15 protein-coding genes are annotated in these 17,755 nt (G+C 44.6%); 6 read left to right on the forward strand and 9 right to left on the reverse strand.

The annotated features are described in order from the left end of the window. Window positions 1-89: 89 nt before the first annotated feature. Window positions 90-1,604 (reverse strand): leucyl aminopeptidase family protein, encoded by a 1,515-nt coding sequence (locus BIW53_RS02870; RefSeq protein ID WP_070990309.1) that lies wholly within the window; start codon window positions 1,602-1,604, stop codon window positions 90-92. A 184-nt stretch (window positions 1,605-1,788) separates the two neighbouring features. Here BIW53_RS02870 and msrA point away from each other — a divergent pair, with 184 nt between their 5' ends. Then, window positions 1,789-3,066 carry a peptide-methionine (S)-S-oxide reductase MsrA gene (gene msrA / locus BIW53_RS02875; RefSeq protein ID WP_070990310.1) on the forward strand — a complete coding sequence of 426 codons (1,278 nt, stop codon included), beginning with the start codon at window positions 1,789-1,791 and terminating at the stop codon, window positions 3,064-3,066. An 84-nt stretch (window positions 3,067-3,150) separates the two neighbouring features. Here msrA and BIW53_RS02880 read toward each other — a convergent pair whose 3' ends face one another. The 8 genes from BIW53_RS02880 to BIW53_RS02915 all read right to left on the reverse strand — a co-directional run bounded on the left by BIW53_RS02880 (window position 3,151) and on the right by BIW53_RS02915 (window position 11,507). Next, window positions 3,151-3,810 (reverse strand): CoA transferase subunit B, encoded by a 660-nt coding sequence (locus BIW53_RS02880; RefSeq protein ID WP_070990311.1) that lies wholly within the window; start codon window positions 3,808-3,810, stop codon window positions 3,151-3,153. 10 nt (window positions 3,811-3,820) lie between these two features. Beyond that, a complete protein-coding gene (locus BIW53_RS02885) occupies window positions 3,821-4,519 on the reverse strand; it encodes a CoA transferase subunit A (protein ID WP_070990312.1) in 699 nt (232 codons plus the stop codon). Between the two features lie 119 nt (window positions 4,520-4,638). Continuing rightward, complete coding sequence (locus BIW53_RS02890) at window positions 4,639-5,538, reverse strand: hydroxymethylglutaryl-CoA lyase (protein WP_070990313.1); 900 nt, start codon at window positions 5,536-5,538, stop codon at window positions 4,639-4,641. A 1-nt stretch (window position 5,539) separates the two neighbouring features. After that, complete coding sequence (locus BIW53_RS02895) at window positions 5,540-7,492, reverse strand: acetyl/propionyl/methylcrotonyl-CoA carboxylase subunit alpha (RefSeq protein ID WP_070990314.1); 1,953 nt, start codon at window positions 7,490-7,492, stop codon at window positions 5,540-5,542. 10 nt (window positions 7,493-7,502) lie between these two features. After that, the gene (locus tag BIW53_RS02900; protein WP_070990315.1) at window positions 7,503-8,285 is read right to left on the reverse strand and encodes an enoyl-CoA hydratase/isomerase family protein; all 783 of its coding nucleotides are present in this window, start codon (window positions 8,283-8,285) and stop codon (window positions 7,503-7,505) included. 12 nt (window positions 8,286-8,297) lie between these two features. Next, window positions 8,298-9,905: a carboxyl transferase domain-containing protein gene (locus tag BIW53_RS02905; protein WP_070990316.1), complete on the reverse strand. Its 1,608-nt coding sequence runs from the start codon at window positions 9,903-9,905 to the stop codon at window positions 8,298-8,300. A 10-nt stretch (window positions 9,906-9,915) separates the two neighbouring features. Next, the gene (locus BIW53_RS02910; RefSeq protein ID WP_070990317.1) at window positions 9,916-11,091 is read right to left on the reverse strand and encodes an isovaleryl-CoA dehydrogenase; all 1,176 of its coding nucleotides are present in this window, start codon (window positions 11,089-11,091) and stop codon (window positions 9,916-9,918) included. Between the two features lie 20 nt (window positions 11,092-11,111). After that, window positions 11,112-11,507, reverse strand: a complete 396-nt coding sequence (locus BIW53_RS02915; protein WP_070986986.1) for a MerR family transcriptional regulator — start codon at window positions 11,505-11,507, stop codon at window positions 11,112-11,114. Between the two features lie 319 nt (window positions 11,508-11,826). On the opposite strand from BIW53_RS02915, the gene BIW53_RS02920 reads away from it, so the two are divergent. From BIW53_RS02920 to BIW53_RS02940, 5 genes are all read left to right on the forward strand, one after another. Next, window positions 11,827-13,005 (forward strand): thiolase family protein, encoded by a 1,179-nt coding sequence (locus BIW53_RS02920; RefSeq protein ID WP_070990318.1) that lies wholly within the window; start codon window positions 11,827-11,829, stop codon window positions 13,003-13,005. 88 nt (window positions 13,006-13,093) lie between these two features. Next, a complete protein-coding gene (locus BIW53_RS02925; RefSeq protein ID WP_070990319.1) occupies window positions 13,094-14,584 on the forward strand; it encodes a CoA-acylating methylmalonate-semialdehyde dehydrogenase in 1,491 nt (496 codons plus the stop codon). 84 nt (window positions 14,585-14,668) lie between these two features. Beyond that, the gene (locus BIW53_RS02930) at window positions 14,669-15,826 is read left to right on the forward strand and encodes an acyl-CoA dehydrogenase family protein (RefSeq protein WP_070990320.1); all 1,158 of its coding nucleotides are present in this window, start codon (window positions 14,669-14,671) and stop codon (window positions 15,824-15,826) included. Between the two features lie 10 nt (window positions 15,827-15,836). Further along, on the forward strand, window positions 15,837-16,613 hold the full coding sequence (locus BIW53_RS02935) for an enoyl-CoA hydratase (protein WP_070990321.1): 777 nt from the start codon (window positions 15,837-15,839) through the stop codon (window positions 16,611-16,613). Then, window positions 16,613-17,752, forward strand: coding sequence for an enoyl-CoA hydratase/isomerase family protein (locus BIW53_RS02940; protein WP_070990322.1), 1,140 nt, complete (start codon window positions 16,613-16,615; stop codon window positions 17,750-17,752). The genes BIW53_RS02935 and BIW53_RS02940 overlap by 1 nt, the downstream gene beginning before the upstream one ends. The last annotated feature ends 3 nt before the right edge of the window (window positions 17,753-17,755 follow it).

The following is a 17,755-nucleotide window of genomic DNA, read 5'->3' on the forward strand; positions in this document are numbered from 1 at the left end:
AGCGAATAGGTGGGGTTGCTGTGCAACTGTTATAAAACAGTAATAAAAAAGCCATGCTAGGCATGGCTAAGGTTAGGAGTAATGTTAAGCTATTGATTGCTTAGTAGCCATTCACTTAGTAGGCGTACGCCATACCCGGTGCCTCCCGCAGGGACTTCACCAGCAGCTGCGCTAGACAATTCATTGCCGGCCATATCAATATGTACCCAACGGGTATCGCCTGCAAAATGTTGCAAGAATGAGGCTGCTACGGTTGCACCTGGACCGCCAGATCCTAAGTTAGTTAGGTCTGCGATGTTAGATTTGAGCTTGTCTTTGTAGCCAAGAGGTAGGCGCCAAACTTGCTCGTTGACCTGTTTTCCTGCGATAGTTAGTTCTTTAACTAAATGCTCATCTTCAGAGAAAATAGCGCTGTAACGATCACCTACAGCGTGTATTTTAGAGCCAGTTAGCGTTGCTAAATCGATCATGATCTCAGGATTAAAATTTTGACGTGCGTACCACATAGCATCACTAAGTACTAGGCGTCCTTCAGCATCAGTGTTTACAACTTCTACACTTAAGCCCTCGGCAGTACGCAGTACATCACCAGGAGCGATGGCGTTTTCAGAGACCATGTTTGCGGCCATGCCCATGACTGCCACGACGTTAACATTGGCTTTGTTTAGCGCGATAGCTTTTACAGTACCAAGTACTGCAGCAGCACCCGCCATATCACCTTTCATAAGCGCGATAGTCTTACCTTTTTTGATGCTATAGCCACCAGAATCAAAGGTGATCCCTTTACCAATTAGCGCGATAGGTGCATCGTCACTTCCCTTATAATGGGCGACGACTAAACGAGAACCATCTTTACTACCACGGCCGACACCCTCAAGTGCCCCCATGCCTAGCGCTTTAATTTGTTCTGGCTCTAATACCGTGACTGCAACACCATATTGTTCAAGTGATTTGGCCGCTTGTGCAAAATCTACAGGTGTCATCTCGCTGGCAATTTCGGAGGTCAAGTCTCTTGCCAGAAAAACCCCTTGCTCAATATTTGCAAGCTGTTCATAAAGTTTGCTAGTGGCTTTATCGTCTGCCACATCGAAGCTATAACTAATATTGCTATCGTCTTTAGATTTTTTATACACTTCAAAGCGGTGGTCACGAAGGCTAGCGCCATGTGCAAACTGAGCAGCTAACTCACTGTTGTTAATTAATCCAGATACTCGTTCAAATGACATGGTGACTTTATTGGCTTTCTTTTGTGCCAAAGAAGCGTGTATATTGCCGCCAAGTTCAGCCATTTTGGCTGCAGAGAGTTCATCAGTTTTACCCAAACCAACCAGCACTATACGCTCATAATTACTATCAATAGGGGCAAGCAGTTCTAGGCTTTTTCCATATTCAGCTGAAAAATTGGTGTTTTTGACTGCTTTATTTAGCTGTGCACGTGTGTCTTTATCTAGAAATTTGAATTCTTCCTTAGCGTTGGCTTCTTGAAATAACACTAAGGTGTCACCTTCAGCGAGCTTAGAAGTAAATTCAAACTGTGCGGCAAGTGCACTTCCTGAAGCGGCAATAGCAAGCGCTACTGAGGTTATGTGCGTTACTAGTTTCATTGATAAACTCATTCTATTCATAAACTCGTTACGTTTTACCTCAAAACGTCCCTAAAAGACATAATTTGTCGTTGAAATACCAAATAATGAAGATTAACACATAGCTAAGTGAGGTGCTGGATGAAAGAAATAGCTCAACTAAAGGGTCTAGCTTAATAGAGCGAAATATAATAGGAACAAAGTTATGGCAAAGTGGTTAGGCTATTTAGCCTTGGTATTATCTATTTGCACGGTAGTTTGGGCCTCGCAGAACAGGGCACTACAGTCACCTGCACAGGCAAGCACGCATATAAAAACCATGGTTTTAGGGTCGGGCTGTTTTTGGGGGGCAGAAAAGCGTTATGAAGCGATGAAAGGGGTACTCGATGCCGAGTCAGGATATTCAGATGGCAACGGTTTTGAAGCAAGTTATAAAGCCATTACTAAGCGTAGTAGGCGGTTTGATGCTGACAACTACGCTGAAGTAGTGAAAGTGACTTATAACGCAAATGTGCTATCTACCAAGCAGCTCTTAATGCATTACTTTGAAAGTCATGACCCAACGCAAAAGAACCGTCAAGGCAATGATGTAGGTACTCAGTATCGGTCAATTATTTTGTATACAGATGAAGCTCAGCAAATAATAGCCTTGGAACTGAAAGAGGACTACCAGAAGTTGCTGCGTCAAGCAGGCTATGGAGAGATCCAAACCCAGCTTAAACCATTAGAGGCTTTTTATCCTGCTGAAGAATACCATCAGAATTATATAGCTAAAAACCCTGATGGTTATTGCCCAGATCATTCAACAGGTGTGGTTTTTAACAAAACAGATGAGCAAGTAAAAGATAATGCCGCGTTACTATCTGGCAAACACATAGTGGTCCTTGACTCAAAAAGCTACTGCCCTTATTGCGAGAAGCTCAAAAAAACAGTATTGCATGATTATCAAGGTAGCATTGCGTTACATTATCGATATGCAGACCAACTGACTGGCTTACAAGTAAAAACACCTACGTGGGCAACACCAACAATTATTTTTATAGAGCAGGGCAAAGAGGTGTATTCTCACCAGGGGTTTATGAATAAAGATACTTTTTACCGTGCGTTAGGCGCGTTTAAGTTAGGTGATACAGAGGCTTTTAAAGTAGCGTTTCAAAGTAAAACTGATGCCCCGTTTTGTAAGCAATATGACTTGTTCAAAAATACTGGCGCAGGCGTTTTTGTTGATAAGCTCAGTGGCGCCAAGCTGTTTGATACTGACGATAGATTTAACTCAGGCACAGGGTGGTTGTCATTTAAACAGCCCATCAAAAATAGTGTGACCTATCATGAAGATAATAGCTACGGTATGCAGCGAACAGAAATACGCTCTAAATCAAGTGGTATCCATTTGGGGCATGTGTTTGCCGGCGAGGGGCCAGATGGTGGCAACCGCTACTGCATAAATGCAACAGTGCTCGAATTTGTACCGAGGGCAATGTAATTTAGAGATAAAAAAAACCCCTCGTGAGAGGGGTTTTGGGTAACTCAGCGCCATTGGCACTGGGAATGAGGTCGGTACATGGTGTTAGGAAAACTGCATTTCAGGAATATCGCCTTCAACGATTAGCTTACCTGCTGTTTTGCTTATAATTTCATCAACACTAACACCCGGTGCGCGTTCTAGCAAATGGAATGCGCCGTCTTTTACTTCTAGCACAGCTAAATCAGTTACGATTTTTTTAACACAATTCACACCTGTTAGTGGCAAAGTACATGCTTCTAACAGCTTAGAATCGCCGTGCTTGCTGGCATGAGTCATAGTAACAATAATGTTTTGTGCGCCGGCTACTAAATCCATTGCACCACCCATACCTTTAATTAACTTTTTCGGGATCATCCAAGAGGCAATGTTGCCTTGTTGATCTACTTCAAATGCACCTAGAACCGTCAAGTCTACATGACCACCCCTGATCATGGCAAAGCTATCTGCACTATTAAATATTGCAGCTCCTGTCGCTGCTGTCACGGTTTCTTTACCCGCGTTGATCATATCTGCGTCAACTTGGTCTTCAGTTGGGTACGGACCCATTCCTAATAACCCGTTTTCAGATTGCAACATTACTTCAATACCTTCAGGTACATAGTTAGCTACAAGCGTAGGAATACCGATACCTAAATTTACGTAAAAACCATCCTGTAGCTCCTGAGCTACACGCATTGCTACTTGTTCACGTGATAAAGCCATTATCTTCTCCTTATTTACGCGTAGTAACACGCTCGATGCGCTTTTCAAAGCTACCTTTGATCACGCGATTTACGTAAATACCAGGGGTATGAATTTGGCTAGGCTCTAATTCACCTGGTTCAACAATCTCTTCAACTTCAGCAACCGTAATTTTACCGGCCGTTGCTGCCATTGGATTAAAGTTCATTGCCGTATGGCGAAACACTAGGTTCCCATATCTGTCAGCTTTCCACGCTTTAACAATGGCAAATTCACCCGTGATAGATTCTTCCAAAATATATGGACGGCCGTTGAATTCTTTAACTTCTTTGCCTTCAGCCACTGGCGTACCATAACCCGTTGCAGTGTAGAAAGCGGGAATGCCAGCTCCACCGGCGCGCATTTTTTCGGCCAATGTGCCTTGTGGTGTCAGTACCACATCGATGATGCCATCTAGCAGTTGTTGTTCAAATAAAGCATTTTCACCAACATAAGACGCAATAATCTTTTTGATTTGACGGTCATGCAACAACACACCTAGACCAAAATCGTCAACTCCACAGTTGTTAGAGACAACGGTTAACTCTTTGGTTTTCTTACGCTTAATTTCGTTGATCAAGCCTTCTGGAATACCACACAATCCGAAGCCGCCAGCAATGATGGTATCGCCATCTTTTAATCCTTCCATTGCTTCGGCATAGCTTGCTACTACTTTATCGAAACCGGCCATTAGCCCACTCCTAAAGGTTATTTGTTATCTTTTGTTGCCACTTGTGGTAACCCAAAAGTGGACACAATCATTATTCATTTAACACTGAATATTACTATTAAGTGTTGAGCACGACGTGTTTAACACTTCGCTTGTAAAGCCAAAGACACCTTGCTTACAGGTTGCTTATTTAGCGCCTCGCAAATTGCCCAGCCAGCTTTGGCTAGTCTTTCTAAATCAATTTGGGGGTTAATGCCAAGCCCCTGCAGTAAGTAAACTACATCTTCAGTGGCAACATTTCCTGACGCGCCTTTTGCATAAGGGCATCCACCCAGGCCCGCAACGGCACTGTCAATGGTGGCAATCCCCATTTCTAGCGCTTTACTAATATTAGCTAAAGCTTGGCCATAGGTATCATGAAAATGCACCGCGAGCTTGTCAGCGCTGATATGTTCAAGCAGCAGAGTTAGCAACGCCTGTACTTTATTTGGGGTACCTACGCCTATGGTGTCACCGAGACTGACTTCGTAACATCCCATAGCCAACAATTGTTTACACACATCAAGTACGACATCTGGTTCGACCTCGCCTTGATATGGGCAGCCTAAAACACAACTCACGTAGCCGCGCACTTTTACGCCGTTGGCTTTAGCTAATTCAACCACAGGTTTGAAGCGTTCGATGCTGTCAGAGATGGAACAATTGATATTTTTCTGTGTGAAAGCTTCACTGGCTGCAGTAAAAATAGCGAATTCTTTGACCCCAACTTCTAGCGCTGCTTCAGCGCCTTTCAAATTAGGGGTCAACGCACTGAGGTTAACTTCCTTAGCTACGTTGAGTCCCTTGATCACTTCAGCAGAATCAGCCATTTGCGGAACCCATTTTGGGGATACAAATGCGCCTGCTTCAATATCACGTAATCCAGCATCTGATAATGCGTTGATCAATGATATCTTTTGTTCAGTGGTTACACTCGCTTCATTTTGCAAGCCATCTCGAGCTCCAACTTCTACAATTCGTACGTTACTGGGATATGCCATGTTATGCCTCCACTGGCTCTACAATTGCCAGCATGTCGCCGTGACTAACCAATGCACCTTCTGCAAAGCAATAGCTTGTTAACGTGCCATCAAATGGTGCATTTAAGGTATATTCCATTTTCATCGCTTCTATCACCACAACAGCATCACCTTTACTAACTTGGCTATTAAGCGGTTGTAGGTGTTTCACGACCGTACCGTTTAGTGGTGCCGCCAGTGGAGCCGCTTCGTGCTCATGCTCACTGATATAATGCTTAGACTTAAGCTCAAATGTGTGCGCATACGCTTGATACATTACTGTAATCGAGTCTTCTTCAACAAGCACATTAGCTTGATAGTGTTTACCATCAATCACGGCATTAAGCTGAGTTTGCTCAAGTGATGCGCTGATGTTAATTGCTTTAGTATCGTGCTCAACGCTTATTAACTCGTTGCTTAAAGTCGCCTCAACAGGCCCATCAAAAAATGGCACATTTACTTTTGCGCTTTGATTTAATCTAAAACCCAGTGCACTTTGCCAAGGCGTATTATTTTTACTGGGCATAGCATGTTTAATAAATGCTGCTAGGGCAAGCAAGCTCATCGGTGCCAGTGGCACAGGCTGCTGTGTTAGCGTTTCTGTTTGGCTATCAATAAAGTGTGTATCAGGTGCACCGGCAACAAATGTTGGGTGGCCTGACAAATAGTGCAAAAATGCTACGTTACTTTTAACACCTGCAAGATGGACCTCTTCGAGTGCATGATGCAGCTTTAGCAAGGCGGTTTCACGGTCAGGACCGTGGACGATCAGTTTTGCGATCATCGGGTCGTAAAATGAGCTGATCTCCGCTTTGGTTTGTACGCCGGTGTCGATACGCACACCTGATGACTCTTCAGGGAATGATAGGTGTGTTAACTCTCCAGAAAACGGCATAAAGTTTTCACGAGGGTCTTCTGCGTAGATGCGTGCTTCAAAGCTGTGACCTGTGAGGGTGATTTGCTGTTGAGACAATGGTAGTACTTGATTATTTGCTACTCGAATTTGCCATTCGACTAAATCAAGGCCTGTTACCATTTCCGTGACAGGGTGTTCTACTTGCAAGCGTGTGTTCATTTCCATGAAGAAGAACTCTTCTCCACATAACAAAAACTCAACAGTACCGGCACCGCGATAGTTAATGGCTTGTGCACAACGAACCGCAGCTTCACCCATTTCTTTGCGAAGTTGACTTGACAGTCCTGGCGCTGGAGCTTCTTCGATAACTTTCTGGTGACGGCGCTGTAAAGAGCAATCGCGATCACCAAGGTACACACAGTTACCATGATTATCTGCGAACACTTGTACTTCGACGTGGCGCGGAGTATCAACATAGCGCTCAAGTAACACCAAGTCGTTACCAAAACCTGCTAAAGCTTCGCGTTTTGCGCCATCTAGCGAGGCCAAAAATTCTTTGCTTTCGCGTACTACTCGCATCCCCTTACCACCGCCACCAAACGCAGCTTTGATAAGCACCGGATAGCCAATTTTCTCGGCTTCAGAGGCGAGAAAATCACTATCTTGGTTTTGTCCATAATAACCAGGAACTAGTGGTACATTGGCTTGTGCCATAATTTCTTTAGCACGGGTTTTAGAACCCATAGCCTCAATAGAGCTGGCAAGTGGTCCAATAAACGCGATGCCTGCCGCTTCTAGAGCTTCAGCAAAGGTATTGTTTTCCGATAAAAAGCCGTAACCTGGGTGAACGCAATCTGCGCCCGACAGTTTTGCTACTTCCAGTATCTTATCTGCGACCAAGTATGAGTCTTTACTTGGAGCTGGCCCAATGTGATAGGCTTCATCTGCCAGTGACACGTGCAAAGCATTGGCGTCAGCATCAGAATATACAGCGACAGTTTTTAAGCCCAGACGTTTGGCTGTTTTCATTACGCGGCAGGCAATTTCACCACGGTTTGCAATGAGGATTTTTTTCAACATGATTGATCCTTTACTGTTTTGCCGCGTTTTGCCAACTTGGCGCACGCTTTTCAAAAAAGGCGCTTAGCCCTTCTTGCCCCTCTGGGCTTACACGAATTTCAGCGATGCGTTTGGCGGTATGAGCAATCAATTGTTCATCAATTGTTTTATTCGCCACTTCATCTATTAATGCTTTAGCTGATTTTACAGCTGCTGGACCATTGTTGAGTAAGGTGTCGATGAAGTACTGCTCGCTTTTACTTAAATCGTCACTTATCTCATGAATTAACCCCAAAGCCAGTGCTTGCTGCGCTTTGAACATCTCAGCGGTCAAGAAGTAGCGACGAGCCTGACGTTCACCGATGGCTTTAATTACATAGGGACTGATCACAGCGGGGATCAGTCCCAGTTTAACTTCGCTTAAACAGAACTTAGCATCAGGACTCGCAATAGCTATATCACAGCAGGCGATAAGCCCCAGCGCTCCACCAAATGCGGCTCCTTGAACTAAACATAGCGTTGGGTGGGGAGAGTTGGCTAAAACCGACATGAGTTTGGCCAGCTTCGCTGAGTCAGCAACATTTTCCTCATAGTTGTTATCAGCCATGGATTTCATCCAGCCAAGGTCAGCGCCTGCTGAAAAGTGCTTGCCTTGAGTTTTAAGAACTAACGCTCTGATATCAAGGCTGTTTGCGTGCTCAATACACTGGATCAACTCAGCAATAACGCCGTCGTTAAAGGCATTGTGTTTTTCGGGGCGACTTAACTCTAAAATCGCCACTTTTGTTTTTGTTATGGTTAAAGTGACCGACATAGTCTGCTCCTGTTACATTCTAAAGATGCCAAACTTTGACTCTTTACGTGGTGCATTGGCGGCCGCTTCAAGCGCAAGACCTAATACTGTACGAGTGTCAGCAGGGTCAATGATGCCATCATCCCACAAACGAGCACTGGCATAATAAGGGTGGCCTTGCTTTTCATATTGCTCAACGATTGGCTTTTTGAACTGGGCAACTTCTTCATCACTCATGGTTTGACCTTTGCGAGCCAGACCATCCTGACGTACTTGAGTTAATACGCCAGCAGCTTGTTCTCCGCCCATTACAGAGATGCGCGCATTCGGCCACATCCACATCATAGTAGGTTCGTAAGCACGACCACACATACCGTAGTTGCCTGCTCCATAAGAGCCTCCAATGAGTACGGTGAACTTTGGAACATCAGCACAGGATACCGCGGTCACCATCTTAGCGCCGTGCTTGGCAATGCCCTCAGCTTCGTATTTTTGACCAACCATAAATCCAGTGATGTTTTGCAAAAACAACAGTGGAATATCACGTTGAGCACATAGTTGAATGAAGTGGGCACCTTTTTGCGCTGACTCTGAGAATAAAATTCCATTGTTAGCGACGATACCCACGGGATGGCCATAGATTTCGGCAAAGCCAGTTACCAAGGTCTCACCAAAGTAGCGCTTAAACTCATCAAACTGAGAATCATCAACAATACGTGCTATTACTTCGCGCACGTCAAACGGCTTTTTCAAATCTGTGCCAACAATTCCGTAGACTTCGCGAATATCATAACGTGGCGACTTGATGTCTTTTAAAATAGGGCGTGTAGGACGTTGATGGTTGATACGCGCGATACACTGGCGGGCAATAGACAATGCGTGTTCATCATTTTCTGCATAGTGATCCGCAACACCTGAAGTTTTACAGTGCACATCAGCTCCGCCTAAATCTTCAGCGCTGACTTCTTCACCCGTCGCGGCTTTGACTAACGGTGGACCTGCTAAGAAAATAGTCCCTTGCTCTTTTACGATGATACTCTCATCAGCCATCGCTGGAACATAAGCGCCACCTGCGGTACATAAGCCCATTACTACCGCGATTTGTGGGATCCCTTTAGCAGACATACGTGCTTGATTGTAAAAAATACGGCCAAAGTGCAACTTGTCAGGGAACACTTCATCTTGCTCAGGCAGGTTAGCACCGCCTGAATCAACGAGGTAAATACATGGTAGATGGCAGCGTTCAGCGATTTCTTGAGCGCGTAAGTGCTTTTTAACGGTCAGCGGAAAGTATGTGCCGCCTTTTACCGTCGCATCGTTGCCGACTATCATACATTCTACACCTTGAACTCGGCCAATCCCTGCTACAACGCCAGCGCAGGGAATATCCTGCTCGTAGACGCCAAACGCAGCAAATTGAGAAATTTCTAGGAAGGGAGAGCCTTCATCGAGTAGGGTGTTGATACGATCGCGAACAAAGAGTTTTCCGCGACTTTGATGACGGGCGATGAGCTCTTCACCACCACCTTGAGATAATGTAGCGACTTTGTCGTTTAAATCAGCAACCAGCGAAGCCATAGCTTCGCTGTTTGCTTTAAACTGACTGTCGTGAGGGTTAACCGAAGAGTTAAGTACAGTCATTTGGTATTCCTTAGCGGCTTTCTGTGAAAAGCTCTCGTCCAATTAGCATACGGCGAATTTCTGACGTACCAGCGCCAATTTCATATAACTTAGCATCGCGCAGTAGGCGGCCAGTTGCGTATTCATTGATGTAACCATTACCACCTAAAATTTGAATCGCATCGAGAGCCATTTTGGTTGCCAGTTCAGCGGCATATAGGATAGCTCCAGCTGCGTCTTTACGAGTTGTTTCACCACGGTCACAGGCTTTAGCAACAGTGTACACGTATGAACGCGCAGCATTCATTTGTGTGTACATATCAGCAACTTTACCTTGAATAAGTTGGAATTCACCAATTGATTTGTTGAACTGTTTGCGCTCATGAATATAAGGCACTACGATATCCATACATGCTTGCATGATGCCTAAAGGGCCCGCAGCAAGTACTACACGCTCGTAGTCCAAACCACTCATGAGTACTTTAACGCCTTCATTTAATTCGCCCAAAATATTTTCTTCTGGCACTTCACAGTCTTCAAACACTAACTCACAGGTGTTTGACCCGCGCATTCCAAGTTTGTCTAGTTTTTGCGCTGTAGAGAAGCCAGGGAAGTCTTTTTCTACTAAAAACGCGGTGATGCCTTTCGAGCCCGCGTTTAGATCTGTTTTAGCGTAAATAACTAAAACGTCAGCATCTGGACCGTTAGTGATCCACATTTTGTTGCCGTTTAGAATGTACTTATCGCCTTTTTTCTCAGCTTTAAGCTTCATTGAGACCACGTCAGACCCTGCGTTGGGTTCACTCATTGCTAATGCACCTATATGCTCACCACTGATAAGCTTAGGTAGGTATTTACGCTTTTGAGCATCGTTACCATTACGATTTATTTGGTTAACGCATAGGTTTGAGTGAGCTCCATAGCTTAAGCCAATTGAAGCACTGGCGCGGCTGATCTCTTCCATAGCAACTACGTGCTCTAGGTAGCCCATGCCTGCACCACCAAACTCTTCAGGTACGGTAATACCTAGTAAACCCATATCGCCAAATTGTGGCCACATGTGGTTAGGAAAACTGTTTTCTACATCCGTTTTTTCGGCAAGAGGAGCAATTTCAGCGCTCGCAAAACTATTTACATGGTCACGGATCATGTCGGCGGTTTCGCCTAGACCAAAATTCATTTCTTTATATAAAGATACGGTACTCATACTATTTATCCTGTGAGAGATTATTCTTCTAAATTCTTTAACGTGTCGCGACAGCGGCGCTCGGCAGTTACCAATTCCATCAACACCACTTTAATGTCATCCATTTGCTGACTTAAATCTGCTTTTTTCTCTTCGATAAGTTGCAACATAGTCGAGAGCTGTTTAGCACTTGATTTGTCAGCATCATATAATTCAAACAAACGGCCAGTCTCAGCCAATGTAAAGCCCAAACGCTTACCGCGTAATATAAGTTTCAAGCGGACGCGATCGCGTTTGGAATAAACACGAGTTTGCCCATGGCGTTCGGGAGATAGCAAGCCCTGATCTTCATAAAAGCGGATACTTCGCGTTGTAATATCGAATTCCTTCGCTAATTCACTGATCGAATAGGTTTCTTCGTTATGGTTATCTTGCATGGTTATGTACACATTGACTTCAATACTTATTTGACCAATATAAGTGAAGTTTACGTAAAGGTAAAGTAAAGCGTGAAATTACTACTTTAGTACTATGGAGGTTGGGGCTAATAATATGACATTAAATAGACATGAAGCTGAGTAAAAACGTGCTTTGGAAAGCTAAGTGTGCAATTTATGTTTACAGATCCAGTCAACGCACTTTGCTTGATTTTAGATTTACGTTGGCGTAAACGTAAATATTATGTATGCTCAAATTAATGATGAATCGTTTAAGCAGGGTGCCACATCTAACGGCATCTGTGAATAGGAGTTTAAAATGAGTAATGATGCTGTAGTCATCGTAGCCGCAAAACGTACCCCAATGGGTGGCTTTATGGGCGCTTTATCCGGCGCAAGCGCAACGGACTTAGGTGCAACCGTGATTAAAAATGTGATGGCTGATACTGGTTTAAGTGACGCGTCAATTGAAGAAGTGATCATGGGATGTGTATTGCCAGCGGGTCTCGGTCAAGCACCTGCGCGTCAGGCTATGCTGCATGCGGGGCTTGCTCGCTCAACTGGCGCGACCACAATTAACAAGGTATGTGGTTCAGGTTTGAAGGCAGCTATGTTGGCACATGACTTGATAAAAGCTGGTAGCATAAACACAGCCCTTGCTGGCGGCATGGAAAGTATGACTAACTCGCCTTACTTTATTCCAAAAGCGCGTGGCGGAATGCGCATGGGTCATGGTGAAATTAAAGATCACATGATGGCAGATGGCCTAGAAGACGCCTACGACAACAAAGCGATGGGTTGTTTTGCACAAGACACAGCCGATCAATACGGTATCACTCGTGAGCAAATGGATGAGTTTGCGCTAGGTTCTCTTAGTAAAGCAAATGCGGCTATCGGAAATGGTAGTTTCACTGGTGAAATCGCTCCAGTTACGCTCAGTACTCGCAAGGGTGATGTTGAAGTAAGCATAGATGAACAGCCAGGTAATGCCCGCCCAGAAAAGATTCCAAGCCTTCGCCCAGCGTTCAAAAAAGATGGCACTGTAACAGCTGCTAACTCTTCGTCAATTTCAGATGGTGCTGCGGCATTGATCTTAATGAGTGAAACTGAAGCAAAACGCCAAGGTCTAACACCATTATGTAAGATAGTAGCTCACGCGACTCATTCACAGCTTCCAGCTGAGTTCACTTTGGCGCCTGTAGGTGCGATGAATAAGTTACTTGAGCGTACAGGTTGGAGCAAAGAAGAGGTTGATCTTTGGGAAATCAACGAAGCATTTGCCATGGTAACTATGTTAGCCATCAACGAGATGGGCTTAGACAGCGCTAAAGTCAACGTCAATGGCGGTGCATGTGCACTAGGTCACCCAATTGGTGCCAGTGGCGCACGTATTTTGGTTACACTGATTCATGCACTTCGCAACCGTGGCCTATCAAAAGGTATTGCATCACTGTGTATTGGTGGTGGTGAAGCGGTGGCGCTGGCGGTAGAAGTCTAATTACACATTCTTAGGGCACCAAATGATCAGGCAAAATAACTATTACAGCCTGTGGTGCCAAGACAAATAATCTGGGGAGGAGTGCACAATGCACCAAGTACCTTTATACATCAACGGCGAATTCACACAATCATCAACCGATAAATGGATTGATGTTGTAAACCCTGCAACACAAGAAGTACTAGCACAAGTGCCTTGTGCAACAGAGCAAGAAATGCGCGCAGCGATTGACTCTGCGCAAGAAACCTTTAAAACGTGGAAAGAAGTGCCCGTTACTGAGCGCTCTCGTATTATGATGCGTTATGCCGCATTACTGAAAGAACATCATGATGAGTTGGCGACTATCATTTGTCATGAACTAGGGAAAACCTTCGAAGATGCTAAAGGTGATGTTTGGCGTGGTATCGAAGTAGTAGAGCAGGCAGCAAATGCGCCATCTATGATGATGGGTGAAACCGTTGAAAACGTAGCACGTAAAATTGATACTTATTCATACATGCAGCCTTTGGGTGTGTGTGCGGGTATTACACCATTTAACTTCCCAGCTATGATCCCACTTTGGATGTTCCCGATGGCGATTGTATGCGGTAATACGTTTATCCTTAAGCCGTCAGAACAAGACCCATTAACGCCAATGCGTTTGGTTGAGTTATTCGAAGAAGCGGGCGCACCGAAAGGGGTTCTTCAGGTTGTTCACGGTGCTAAAGAGCAAGTCGATCACATACTTGAAGCGCCAGAAATTCGCGCTATTTCGTTTGTTGGCTCTTGTGGTGTAGGTCAGTATATTTACTCAAAAGGGACTCAGCATCTTAAGCGCGTTCAAGCGTGTGTTGGCGCAAAAAACCATATGGTTATTATGCCTGACTCTAAGAAAGAGCAACTGATCAACAACCTAGTTGGTTCATCGGTGGGAGCTGCTGGTCAGCGCTGCATGGGCATTTCGGTGGCGGTATTTGTTGGACAAGCCAAAGAATGGGTTGCAGATTTAAAAGAAGCATTGTCTAAGGTTCGCCCAGGTGTTTGGGATGATCCACAAGCGGCATATGGCCCACAAACAACACCTCAGGCAAAAGCGCGTATTTTATCGTTGATTGCCAGTGCAAAAGAGCAAGGAGCAACTTGCTTGCTGGATGGCTCTGATTTTACAGTTGAAGGGTATGAGCAAGGTAACTGGGTAGGCCCAACCTTATTCACGGACGTGACCACAGAAATGGACCTTTACAAAGAAGAAATTTTTGGTCCAGTTTTAGCGTGTATGTTTGTTGACACCTTGGATGAAGCGATCGCACTTATCAATGCAAGCCCATACGGAAACGGTACATCATTGTTTACTTCAAGTGGTGCAGCGGCGCGTAAATTCCAGCATGAAATCGAAGTGGGTCAGGTAGGTATTAACGTGCCAATTCCTGTGCCATTGCCGTTCTTCTCATTTACTGGTTGGAAGGGGTCGTTTTACGGCGACCAACATACGTACGGTAAACAAGGCGTGCGCTTTTACACTGAGACAAAAACCATTACCTCACGTTGGTTTGAAGACGATATCGCTTCAGGTCCAAACATGAGTATTGACCTGAAGTAATTCAGCGTTTCAAAAATTATTAGAACAATTATTAACTAAGCCAGAGTCTCTCTGGCTTAGTCATCAACACAACAAGAGGTCTTTATGGACTTTAATCTAACCGAAGATCAACAGGCATTTGCTGAAACAGCGTATCAATTTGCTATGAGCGAACTGGCTCCTAATGCAGCACTTTGGGACCGTGAACATATTTTTCCAAAAGACGTGATTAAAAAAGCGGGCGAACTGGGCTTTTGTGGTTTATACACGCCAGAAGAAGCAGGTGGACTGGGTTTGTCGCGTTTAGACTCAAGCATTATTTTTGAACAACTTTCAATGGGTTGTACAGCTACAACGGCTATGTTGACGATCCACAATATGGCAACTTGGATGATAGCGAGTTTTGGTACTGACTCAGTAAAAGAAGCTTACATTGACCAATTGGTAATGGGTGAGTTACTGGCTTCATATTGTTTAACGGAGCCAGGTTCAGGTTCGGATGCAGCATCGTTGAAAACTAAAGCTGTCAAAGAAGGCAATGAGTACGTTCTCAATGGTTCTAAGATGTTTATCTCAGGAGCAGGTGAAACAGACGTATTGGTTGTTATGGCGCGAACCGGCGAAGCTGGCCCTAAAGGCATATCTGCGTTTGTTGTTCCGGCTAATGCTGAGGGTGTAGTCTATGGTAAAGCAGAAGAAAAAATGGGTTGGAATGCCCAGCCTACACGCTTGGTAACGTTGGAAAATGTTCGTATACCTGCTGAATATTTACTTGGCAGCGAAGGTGAAGGCTTCAAATTCGCAATGCAGGGCTTAGACGGCGGCCGTATTAATATTGCTACTTGCTCAATTGGCACAGCACAACAAGCGCTGAATACCGCCAAACAGTATATGCAAGAGCGTGAACAATTTGGCAAGCCATTAGCGGCTTTCCAAGCGTTACAATTTAAAATTGCTGATATGAATACAGAGCTTGTCGCAGCTCGACAAATGGTGCGCTTAGCTGCATTCAAATTAGACACAAACGATAGTGAGAAAACTACTTATTGTGCCATGGCAAAGCGGTTTGCCACGGATGTGGGTTTCAAAGTTTGTGACGATGCTCTGCAAATTCATGGCGGTTACGGTTATATCAAAGAATATCCACTAGAGCGTCATGTACGCGATGTACGCGTTCACCAAATTTTAGAAGGTACTAACGAGATCATGCGTGTGATCATCGCACGTCGCATTTTAGCCGAAGGCGCAGCAAGCGTTTTATAAGGAGAACATCATGAGTGCACAATTAAAGCTTGAAAAACAAGGTAATACCGCAGTTATCACCATGAGCAACCCGCCAGCAAATACTTGGACTCGCGAGACGTTGGTAGGGTTAAAAGAACTTGTAAACGAATTAAATGCTGATAAAAATATTTATGCATTAGTGGTAACCGGCGAAGGCGAAAAGTTTTTTTCAGCGGGTGCCGATCTTAATGTGTTTGCCAGCGGTGACAAGGGCGTTGCAGCTGATATGTCTCGCGTATTCGGTGAAGCATTTGAAACACTCAGTGAATTTAGGGGTGTATCTATTGCGGCTATTAATGGCTTTGCAATGGGTGGTGGCCTGGAAGTCGCATTAGCTTGTGATATTCGTATTGCCGAGTCGCAGGCTCAAATGGCATTGCCAGAGGCAAAAGTAGGCTTATTGCCGTGTGCAGGAGGTACGCAAAATTTGTCTTGGCTTGTTGGCGAAGGCTGGGCTAAGCGTATGATTTTATGTGGTGAGCGCTTGAAAGCGGATAAGGCACAGCAGATTGGCTTAGTCGAAGAAGTTGTGGAAACAAGTGAAGCACTTAACGCCGCTCTAGCATTGGCTGAAAAAGTGGGTGAGCAAAGCCCTGTGGCAGTTACCGCTTGTAAAGCACTTATTCAAAAAGGTCGTACTGGGACAATCAATAGTGCTCTGCCGCTAGAACGAGAGCTGTTCGTAACCCTGTTTGATACGCAAGATCAAAAAGAAGGCGTGAATGCATTCTTAGAGAAACGTAAACCAAACTGGGTGAATGGATAATGGCAAAGTTACAATTACTCAATCAGGCCGATGCACCTGTTATTTTTGAGTTAGCAGATTGCGATAACGGTATGCAAGTGGCTTTTGCTACCTTGAATGTGCCCAAAGCGCTAAATGCACTCAATCTAGATATGATCCGTCTTCTAGCTCCGCAGCTAGAAGCGTGGTCAAAAGACGAAAAAGTTGCAATGGTTGTGCTCAAAGGGGAAGGTGAAAAAGCCTTTTGTGCAGGTGGTGATGTAGTTAGTTTGTATAAGGCCATGGCAGCCAATGATGGTAACGACTACCTACAGACATTTTTTGCCGAAGAATATCGTTTAGACTATCAAATTCACACCTACGAAAAGCCAATCTTACTTTGGGGTAATGGCATCATAATGGGTGGCGGTTTAGGTTTGATGGCTGGAGCAAGCCACAGAGTCGTAACTGAATCTGCGCGCATTGCTATGCCTGAGATAACCATAGGTCTATACCCTGATGTAGGTGGAAGCTACTTCCTAAACAAAATGCCTGAGGGTGTTGGTTTGTTTTTAGGGCTAACCGGCGCTTCAATCAACGCCTGTGATGCTCTGTATGTTGGTCTTGCTGACTATCATTTAGATGCAGACAAGTATGGAGAGTTAGTGGCAGGGTTGTTAGGTATTGATTGGGAAAATACAACTCAGTTAAACCATGAAAAGCTAAGCCAAGTATTGCTTGAGTTAGCTAAGCACTCTTCACAACCAACAAAAAGTGAGCTTAAAGGCATTCAAAGCCAGCTCAATGAACTTAACTCTTTAGATACATTAAAGGCTCAAGTTGATTTTATTTTGGCACTTGCGAGTGACGATAATAAGTGGCTGAGCAGGGCACAAAAATCACTGAAACACGGCTGTGCATTAAGTGCTGTCCTAGTCAGTGAGCAACTCAAAGCAGGTCAGGGGAAAAGCCTCAAAGAGTGTTTTATGTTTGAACTAGGTATGTCGGTGCAAGCAGGGTTAAGTGGCGAGTTTCAAGAGGGTGTTCGTGCTTTGTTGATTGACAAAGATGGTACACCGAAATGGCAATTTAGCTCAGTCAATGATGTAACCGATGAAGCTGTTGCTGCGTTTTTAACGCCTAAGTGGGCGGACGATAGTCATCCATTAGCGGATATGTAAGGA

Origin of the sequence: Pseudoalteromonas byunsanensis (assembly GCF_001854475.1) — a bacterium.
GTDB classification, from domain to species: domain Bacteria; phylum Pseudomonadota; class Gammaproteobacteria; order Enterobacterales; family Alteromonadaceae; genus Pseudoalteromonas; species Pseudoalteromonas byunsanensis.

Coding starts and splice junctions, on each gene's coding strand:
- BIW53_RS02870 (WP_070990309.1), bottom strand. CDS start 1,604: ATGAAACTAGTAACGCACATAACCTCAGTAGCGCTTGCTATTGCCGCT.
- msrA (WP_070990310.1), top strand. CDS start 1,789: ATGGCAAAGTGGTTAGGCTATTTAGCCTTGGTATTATCTATTTGCACG.
- BIW53_RS02880 (WP_070990311.1), bottom strand. CDS start 3,810: ATGGCTTTATCACGTGAACAAGTAGCAATGCGTGTAGCTCAGGAGCTA.
- BIW53_RS02885 (WP_070990312.1), bottom strand. CDS start 4,519: ATGGCCGGTTTCGATAAAGTAGTAGCAAGCTATGCCGAAGCAATGGAA.
- BIW53_RS02890 (WP_070990313.1), bottom strand. CDS start 5,538: ATGGCATATCCCAGTAACGTACGAATTGTAGAAGTTGGAGCTCGAGAT.
- BIW53_RS02895 (WP_070990314.1), bottom strand. CDS start 7,492: ATGTTGAAAAAAATCCTCATTGCAAACCGTGGTGAAATTGCCTGCCGC.
- BIW53_RS02900 (WP_070990315.1), bottom strand. CDS start 8,285: ATGTCGGTCACTTTAACCATAACAAAAACAAAAGTGGCGATTTTAGAG.
- BIW53_RS02905 (WP_070990316.1), bottom strand. CDS start 9,905: ATGACTGTACTTAACTCTTCGGTTAACCCTCACGACAGTCAGTTTAAA.
- BIW53_RS02910 (WP_070990317.1), bottom strand. CDS start 11,091: ATGAGTACCGTATCTTTATATAAAGAAATGAATTTTGGTCTAGGCGAA.
- BIW53_RS02915 (WP_070986986.1), bottom strand. CDS start 11,507: ATGCAAGATAACCATAACGAAGAAACCTATTCGATCAGTGAATTAGCG.
- BIW53_RS02920 (WP_070990318.1), top strand. CDS start 11,827: ATGAGTAATGATGCTGTAGTCATCGTAGCCGCAAAACGTACCCCAATG.
- BIW53_RS02925 (WP_070990319.1), top strand. CDS start 13,094: ATGCACCAAGTACCTTTATACATCAACGGCGAATTCACACAATCATCA.
- BIW53_RS02930 (WP_070990320.1), top strand. CDS start 14,669: ATGGACTTTAATCTAACCGAAGATCAACAGGCATTTGCTGAAACAGCG.
- BIW53_RS02935 (WP_070990321.1), top strand. CDS start 15,837: ATGAGTGCACAATTAAAGCTTGAAAAACAAGGTAATACCGCAGTTATC.
- BIW53_RS02940 (WP_070990322.1), top strand. CDS start 16,613: ATGGCAAAGTTACAATTACTCAATCAGGCCGATGCACCTGTTATTTTT.